General features: G+C 67.2%; 6 protein-coding genes. 3 read left to right on the top strand and 3 right to left on the bottom strand.

The window, feature by feature from the left end; translation table 11 throughout:
- From ACCC94_RS26070 to ACCC94_RS26060, 3 genes are all read right to left on the bottom strand, one after another.
- Positions 1 to 846 (bottom strand): cache domain-containing protein (locus tag ACCC94_RS26070; protein WP_413352505.1); only part of this gene is annotated, 846 nt, incomplete at its 3' end.
- 80 nt (positions 847 to 926) lie between these two features.
- Positions 927 to 1,943: an AraC family transcriptional regulator gene (locus ACCC94_RS26065; RefSeq protein WP_413352504.1), complete on the bottom strand. Its 1,017-nt coding sequence runs from the start codon at positions 1,941 to 1,943 to the stop codon at positions 927 to 929.
- Between the two features lie 51 nt (positions 1,944 to 1,994).
- Complete coding sequence (locus tag ACCC94_RS26060; RefSeq protein WP_413352503.1) at positions 1,995 to 3,674, bottom strand: AMP-binding protein; 1,680 nt, start codon at positions 3,672 to 3,674, stop codon at positions 1,995 to 1,997.
- Between the two features lie 512 nt (positions 3,675 to 4,186).
- Here ACCC94_RS26060 and pbpG point away from each other — a divergent pair.
- From pbpG to ACCC94_RS26045, 3 genes are all read left to right on the top strand, one after another.
- Complete coding sequence (gene pbpG, locus ACCC94_RS26055) at positions 4,187 to 5,119, top strand: D-alanyl-D-alanine endopeptidase (protein WP_413352502.1); 933 nt, start codon at positions 4,187 to 4,189, stop codon at positions 5,117 to 5,119.
- 355 nt (positions 5,120 to 5,474) lie between these two features.
- Positions 5,475 to 6,014, top strand: coding sequence for a PaaI family thioesterase (locus ACCC94_RS26050; protein WP_413352501.1), 540 nt, complete (start codon positions 5,475 to 5,477; stop codon positions 6,012 to 6,014).
- Between the two features lie 18 nt (positions 6,015 to 6,032).
- Positions 6,033 to 7,166, top strand: a complete 1,134-nt coding sequence (locus tag ACCC94_RS26045) for a thiolase family protein (RefSeq protein ID WP_413352500.1) — start codon at positions 6,033 to 6,035, stop codon at positions 7,164 to 7,166.
- Positions 7,167 to 7,292: the final 126 nt, after the last annotated feature.

Genomic DNA, 7,292 nt, shown 5'->3' with positions numbered 1-7,292 from the left:
GAGCAGCGCTTCGTCGCTGCTGTAGCCGGCGAGCAGGCCGGCCGGGCTGACGATGCTGACGCTGCCGGCGCCGTCGTAGAGCTGGCGGTCGCCGTCGACGGCGAGCTGCTGCAGGCGGCTCAGGCTGATGTCGATGCCGATCACGGCGATGACCTTGCCCTGGTCGATCAGCGGGAAGGTCACGGTGGTCATCAGCACCTTGGTGCCCGAAGCACTGTCGAAATAGGGATTGAGCACGCAGGCCTTGCGCGTCTGCAGCGGGCACAGCTGCCAGGTGTTGAACGGGCTGCCGTCGAGCATGACGGAGGTATCGGCGATCATGTCCTCGGTCACCGCCAGGCCGGTCATCTCGCCGGAGGCCTTCTGCGCCCAGTACGCGCCGAAGCGGCCTTTCTCGTTGCTGCCGGCCTCCGCCTGGTCATGGAAGGCAGCGTCCTGGCCGTCAAGCGCATCGGGCTCGAAGACCACGTAGAGGCTGAGCAGGTTGGGGTTGCTCTTCAGGCCGTCGCGCACCAGCTGGTTCAGGTCCTTGCGCACACCGGCCGTATCGGCGCCGTGCTTGATCGACTGCTCGCGCAGCTGGGCGACCTGGCGGGAGAACTGGTTGCCGAAGTGGTAAACGTCGGTGAAGAAGCGCTGGATGATCTCCGCCTGTTGCTCGCTGCGCGCCTGCATCCGCGACCTGGCCGCGTCCTTGAGCATGTCCGCGTTGGCCGCCTTGATCAACTGCGCATCGTGGTTCATCCGGAACAGCGAGAGGCCGACCAGCAGGCTGACGATGCAGAGCAGGCAGAGGCCGGTCAGCAGCGTGATCTTCCACTGGATCGAGAGGCGGGACAGGGGCATGGCGGGGCGTCCTTGTGCGTGAGCATTCTGTGTTCTTGTATCGGCTTCAAAGGCGGCCACTTGAGCCTCGCCCTTAAATCTCAGGGCTCCTGGCGGATCAGCGCGCGGTACTGCCCGGGCGTCGATCCGGTCCATTTGCGGAAGGCCTTGTAGAAGGCGCTGGTGTCGGCGAAACCCAGTTCCTCGGCGAGGTCGGCGAAGTTGCCGTCGCCGCTGTCCAGCCGCGCGATGGCGAGGTCGCGGCGCAGCTGGTCCTTGAGCGCCTGGTAGGACTGCCCCTCGGCGGCGAGCTTGCGGCGCAGGGTCGAGGGCGCCATGTAGAAGTGTCCGGCGAGGGCGTCGAGGTCCGGCCAGCGCTCGAACTTCAGGCTGCGCAGGTAGGCCTTGGTGCGAGCGGCGAGGCTCTGCGGGTCGCGGTAGCGCACCAGGATGTTGGCCGGCGCGCCATTCAGGAAGCGCCGTAGCTCGCGTTCATCGCGGCGCACCGGCAGATCGAGCGCCTCGGCGTTGAACAGCAGGCGTGACTGGCGGCGGGCGAAGTTGAGGTTCTCGCTGAACATCACCCGGTAGTCGGCGATGAAATCCGGCTGCGGGCAGCGCAGTTCGACGGCCAGGATCGGAATCCGCCGGCCCACCAGCCAGCACGCCAGGCCATGCAGCATCAGCCACAGGGTGAAGTAGCAGAAGGCGCGCGGCGCAGGGCCTTCGGGTTCGTCGATGACGATGGCAGCGAGACCGTCCTGGCGCGTCAGGCGCGGGGTGAAGTCGTCGAACACCAGGCCCATGAAGCGCAGCGCGGCGCTCAACGCCGTCTCCAGGGCCGGTTCACGAACCGCCGCGGCGGCCATGAAGTTGAAGCTGCCGGACTTCATGCGCCGGGCGTTCATGCCGAAGAATTCGTCGTCCATCTCCTTGGCCAGGCGCAGCCAGAGCCGCGCATAGGCCTGGCAGGAAACCCGCGCATAAGGCTTGCCGAACAGCTCCGGGGCGATGCCGGCTGCGGCCAGCAACGGCCCGTCGTCGCGACCGGCGCGACGAAATTCGGCCAGCGCTTCGCTGACCAGGCGGATGGAGATGGTGCCCTTCTCTACGCCCATGGCGCCCCGGTAATCCGCAAGCGCAGCGGGGCGCAGCCAGGCATCGATCGATCAGCCAAGCTGGCTGCGCACCTCTTCGATGCTGATCTCGCGCATGCGGAACTTCTGGATCTTGCCGGTCACCGTCATCGGGAACTCGTCGCAGAAGCGGAAGTGGCGCGGCACCTTGAAGTGGGCGATGGCGTTCTTGCAGAAGGCGCGCAACTCGTCTTCGGCGACGCTGTGGCCGGGGTGGAACTTGACCCAGGCCACCAGTTCCTCGCCGTACTTCTCGTCGGGGATGCCGATCACCTGGGCGTCGGCCACGGCATGGTGGGTGTAGAGGAATTCCTCGATCTCGCGCGGATAGATGTTCTCGCCGCCGCGAATGATCATGTCCTTGCTGCGCCCGACGATGCGCACGTTGCCGGCCTCGTCCATCTCGGCGAGGTCGCCGGTGAGCATCCAGCGCGCCGGGCTGATGGCTTCCATGGTCGCCTGCGGGTTGTTCCAGTAGCCGAGCATCACGCTGTAGCCGCGGGTGCACAGCTCGCCGATGGTGCCGCGCGGGACGATGCGTCCGTCGGCGTCGATGATCTTGCTCTCCAGGTGCGGCTGGGTGCGGCCGACGGTGGTGACGCGGGTTTCCAGGTCGTCTTCCGGGCCGGTCTGCAGCGAAACCGGGCTGGTCTCGGTCATGCCGTAGGCGATCTGCACCTGCCCCATGTGCATCTCGTCGATGACCCGGCGCATCACTTCGATCGGGCAGGTGGCCCCGGCCATGATGCCGGTGCGCAGGCTGGACAGGTCGAAGTCGCGGCGGGTCGGGTGGTCCAGTTCGGCGATGAACATGGTGGGCACGCCGTACAGCGCGGTGGCCTTCTCTTCCGCCACTGCCGCCAGGGTCGCCTCGGGCTCGAAGCTGGGCGCGGGGTAGATCATGGTGGAGCCGTGGGTCAGGCAGCCGAGGTTGCCCATCACCATGCCGAAGCAGTGGTACAGGGGAACCGGAATCACAAGGCGGTCGTGCTCGGTGAGGCCCAGGCTGTCGCCGACCATCAGGCCGTTGTTGAGGATGTTGTAGTGGCTGAGCGTGGCGCCCTTGGGGAAGCCGGTGGTGCCCGAGGTGTACTGGATGTTGATCGGCTCGTCGAACTGCAGCAGCGCCTGGCGCTCGGCGAGTTCGCCGGCGGCGATGCCACGGCCCAGCGGCTCCAGCTGGCTCCAGCGCAGGAAGCCGGCGGGCGCGCTGTCGGACAGGCTGATCACCCCGCGCAGTTCCGGCAGGCGGTCGCTGGACAGCTCGCCCGGCCGGCCCTGCCCCAGCTCGGGCAGCAGGTCGGCAAGCATGCCGTGGTAATCGGAGCTCTTGAAGGCATCGGCGCACACCAGCCAGCGGCAGCCGGACTGCTTGAGCGCGTATTCGAGTTCGTTCACCCGGTAGGCCGGGTTGATGTTGACCAGCACGGCGCCGACCTTGGCGCTGGCGAACTGGGTGACGCACCACTGCGCGCAATTCGGCGCCCAGATACCCAGGCGGTCGCCGGGACGCAGGCCGAGGGCGAGGAAGGCGCGGGCGATGCCATTGACCACCTCGGCCAGTTCGGCCCAGGTGTAGCGCAGGTTCTGGTGGCGCACGACCAGGGCCTCGCGTGCCGCAAAACGCTCGACGGTGGCGTCGAAGGCCGCGCCGACGGTCATGGCCAGCAGGGGCTTGTCCTGCGGGCCGCGGGTGTAACTCAGGTGGTTCATGGCTTTCCCTTGTTGTGCTTGTTCTGGGATCAACGCTGAACGAGCGGTCCGGGCAGCGACGCAGAGCGTCGCGAACCGCACTTGCTTACCGGCAGCGGCGCGACTGACTGGCCGGTCGCGGGCTGCGAAACATGTTTACGTTAACGTAAAGGTAAACGCAACCCCGACCATCGGCCACACGGCGAACCGGGCGGCTGCGCTCCATTCAGGATAGTCAGTCACAAAACGTGCCATCCGGCCTGTACGCCATATGCGGCGTGGCTTTGAGAAGATTTTCAGTCACCCGGCGCAGGGCTGCTCCGGTTGCATTTCGCAACAGCTCGGGTGCGCTGCCGCGCCACGAGTGCCCGCGCGGGTCGCGGCCTCTGCGAACCGGGCGGCGCGGGTCTCAGGCTGTCGCAATCTGAGACGACCCGCGCCGCGTGCGCTATGGCGGACCTTGCATTAGAATTCGCCGAAAATGCCTACATGGATGTAGACACATTCCCACCCCATGCTTGCGAATCACATCCATGCCTAGTCGCCGTTCGATACTGAGCCTGCTGTTTGCCTGCGCCGCTGTTGTCTGTTCATCGAACACCTTCGCCGCCTCCCCCGCCAAGGCGGCTTCCCCCCGGGATCTGGTGCTCGCTTCCGGCAGCGCCCTGGTGGTCGACCTGGAGAACGGCAAGACCCTCTACTCCAGCAATCCCAACCTGGTGGTGCCCATCGCCTCGGTGACCAAGCTGATGACCGCCATGGTCACCCTTGACGCCAAGCTGCCGATGAACGAGCTGATCCCCGTAGACATCTCCGAGACCGCGGAGATGAAGGGCGTGTTCTCCCGCGTTCACCTGGGCAGCATGATCAGCCGCCAGAACATGCTGCTGCTGGCGCTGATGTCCTCGGAAAACCGCGCCGCCGCGAGCCTCGCCCATAACTATCCGGGCGGCTCGAAAGCCTTTGTCGCGGCGATGAACGCCAAGGCGAAGTCCCTGGGCATGACCAGCACCCATTACGTCGAGCCCACCGGCCTGTCGATCCACAACGTCTCCGACGCCAACGACCTGATCCGCCTGGCCAAGGCCGCCTACACCTATCCGCAGATCCGCGCGATGAGCACCACCGCCACCAGCGACGCGCGCTTCAGCAAGCCCAGCTACTCGCTGAGCTTCTTCAACACCAACCCGCTGGTGCGCAACGGCAAGTGGGACATCCGCCTGACCAAGACCGGCTTCACCAATGACGCCGGCCACTGCCTGGTCATGGTCACCATGATGAACGGCCGACCGGTCGCCCTGGCCCTGCTCGATGCCTTCGGCAAGCGCACCCATGTGGCCGACGCCGCGCGCATCCGCCGCTGGGTGGAAACCGGCGTCGCCTCGCCGGTGCCCGCCGTCGCCCTGCAGTACAAGGCTCAGCGCAGCCAGGCGCGTGCGGCCAACATCACGGCCACCGCCGAGTAAGCTCCTGCACGGCACGTCATGCTCAAGCACTGACCCCAACCTGTAGGAGCGAGCTTGCTCGCGAACCCCTGCCCCGCAGCGGGGTTTGTTCGCGAGCAAGGACTAGGCGTCCCCCTCGTTCCTACGAAAAGCGTCCTGGCGGCGCAGGAGCGGGCTTCGTCCTCGAAGGCTCGCCGCCCGCCGGATCAGACCAATCCTGTCAGCTGCAGCCGTGCCGGTGCCCCGCCAGCCGCCTCGTCCTTCATTTCCCCTGTCGCTTCAGCCCTGCTGGATGGCGCTTCCGTCACTTATATGTCAACCGTCATTCAATGCTAGTATGACGGTCGTAATATTTTTCGAAGCGCTGGAGTCCGCGATGACCGAACTGACCCTGACCCGTGAACAGAAGATCGCCGCCTGGGAAGCGGCGGCCGCGCAGATGCGCCAGCGCCTGGCCGAGCCCGGCGTGGTCTCGCTGCAGGAGCTGCGCGGCAAGACGCCCCAGGAATTCTTCGACGGCATCGGCGCCGGCGAACTGCCCGCCCCGCCGATCAACGCGCTGATCGGCTTCGTGCCGCTGGAGTGGGGCCAGGGCCGCTTCGTCTTCCAGGGCACCCCGGACATGCGCCACTACAACCCGCTGGGCACCGTGCACGGCGGCTATGCCGCCACGCTGCTGGACTCGGCCATGGGCTGCGCGGTGCACACGATGCTCGAACCGGGACTGGGCTACACCACCACCGACCTGCGCATCAGCTACATCCGCGCGCTGACCCGCGACACCGGGCCGATCCGCGCCGAAGGCACCCTGGTGCACATCGGCCGCTCCACCGCCCTGGCCGAGGGCCGCCTCTACGACGTGGACGGCCGGCTCTACGCCACCGGTTCCACTACCTGCCTGATTCTCGGGCGCTGAACCACCAGGAGAACGACCATGACCAACGTCGTCATCGCGGGTTACGCCCGCTCCCCCTTCCACTTCGCGAAAAAAGGCGCGCTGATCGATGTGCGCCCCGACGACCTTGCCGCGCAGACGGTCAAGGGCCTGGTTGCACGCAGCGGCGTCGACGCCCGGCTGGTCGAAGACCTGATCATGGGTTGCGCCTACCCCGAGGCCGAACAGGGCATGAACCTGGCGCGCATCACCGGCTTCCTAGCCGGGCTGCCGGAAACGGTGGCCGGCGCCACGGTCAACCGCTTCTGCGGCTCCTCCATGACCTCCATCCACTTCGCCGCCGGACAGATCCAGCTCGGTGCGGGCGATGCCTTCATCTGCGCAGGCGTGGAGTCCATGACCCGCGTGCCCATGGGCGGCTTCAACCTCGCGCCCAACCCACGCCTGCTGGCGGAATTCCCCCAGGCCTACATGCCCATGGGGCAGACCGCCGAGATCGTCGCCGAACGCTTCGGCATCTCCCGCGCGGACCAGGAAGCCATGGCCGTGGACTCCCACGCCAAGGCCGCCCACGCCCGCGAGCAGGGCCTGCTGGCGGCGGAGATCGTGCCCATCGACACACCCAACGGCGTGGTCAGCGAGGATGGCTGCATCCGCCCCGGTACCAACCTGGAAGCGCTGGCGCAGCTCAAGCCGGCCTTCGGCGGCAGCGTCACCGCCGGCACCGCCTCGCCGCTCACCGACGGCGCAGCGGCCGTGCTGGTGTGCAGCGAGGACTTCGCCCGCGCCAACGGGCTGGACATCCTGGCGCGGGTGAAAGCCGTCGCCGTGGTCGGCTGCCCGCCGGAAATCATGGGCATGGGCCCGCTCTACGCGACCCGCAAGCTGCTCGACCGCGCGGGCCTGCGCATGGCCGACATCGACCTGGTGGAGATCAACGAGGCCTTCTCCAGCCAGGCGCTGGCCTGCCTGCGCGGGCTGGAGCTGGATATCGACCGGGTCAACCTGCATGGCGGCGCCCTGGCCATCGGCCACCCGCTGGGCGCCACCGGTGCACGCATCACCGGCAAGGCGGCGGCGCTGCTGAAGGAAACCGGCGGGCGCTATGCCGTCGCCACCCAGTGCATCGGCGGTGGTCAGGGCGTCGCGACGTTGCTCGAAGCGGTTCGCTGATTGCTCCCGTAGGGCGCATAACGCGCCAGCGTTATCCGCCGCGAACCAGCCGGCGTGCACCCAACTTGTAGGAGCGAGCTTGCTCGCGAACCCAGGCCCCGCAGCGGAGTCTGTTCGCGAGCAAGC

Origin of the sequence: Pseudomonas sp. Pseusp97, from assembly GCF_047304025.1 — a bacterium.
In the GTDB taxonomy this organism is placed as follows: Bacteria; Pseudomonadota; Gammaproteobacteria; order Pseudomonadales; family Pseudomonadaceae; genus Pseudomonas.
This window is presented reverse-complemented; position numbering and strand designations above follow the sequence as displayed.

Excerpts from the sequence above, each read along its gene's own strand:
- ACCC94_RS26065 (WP_413352504.1), bottom strand. The coding sequence starts at position 1,943 with ATGGGCGTAGAGAAGGGCACCATCTCCATCCGCCTGGTCAGCGAAGCG.
- ACCC94_RS26060 (WP_413352503.1), bottom strand. The coding sequence starts at position 3,674 with ATGAACCACCTGAGTTACACCCGCGGCCCGCAGGACAAGCCCCTGCTG.
- pbpG (WP_413352502.1), top strand. The coding sequence starts at position 4,187 with ATGCCTAGTCGCCGTTCGATACTGAGCCTGCTGTTTGCCTGCGCCGCT.
- ACCC94_RS26050 (WP_413352501.1), top strand. The coding sequence starts at position 5,475 with ATGACCGAACTGACCCTGACCCGTGAACAGAAGATCGCCGCCTGGGAA.
- ACCC94_RS26045 (WP_413352500.1), top strand. The coding sequence starts at position 6,033 with ATGACCAACGTCGTCATCGCGGGTTACGCCCGCTCCCCCTTCCACTTC.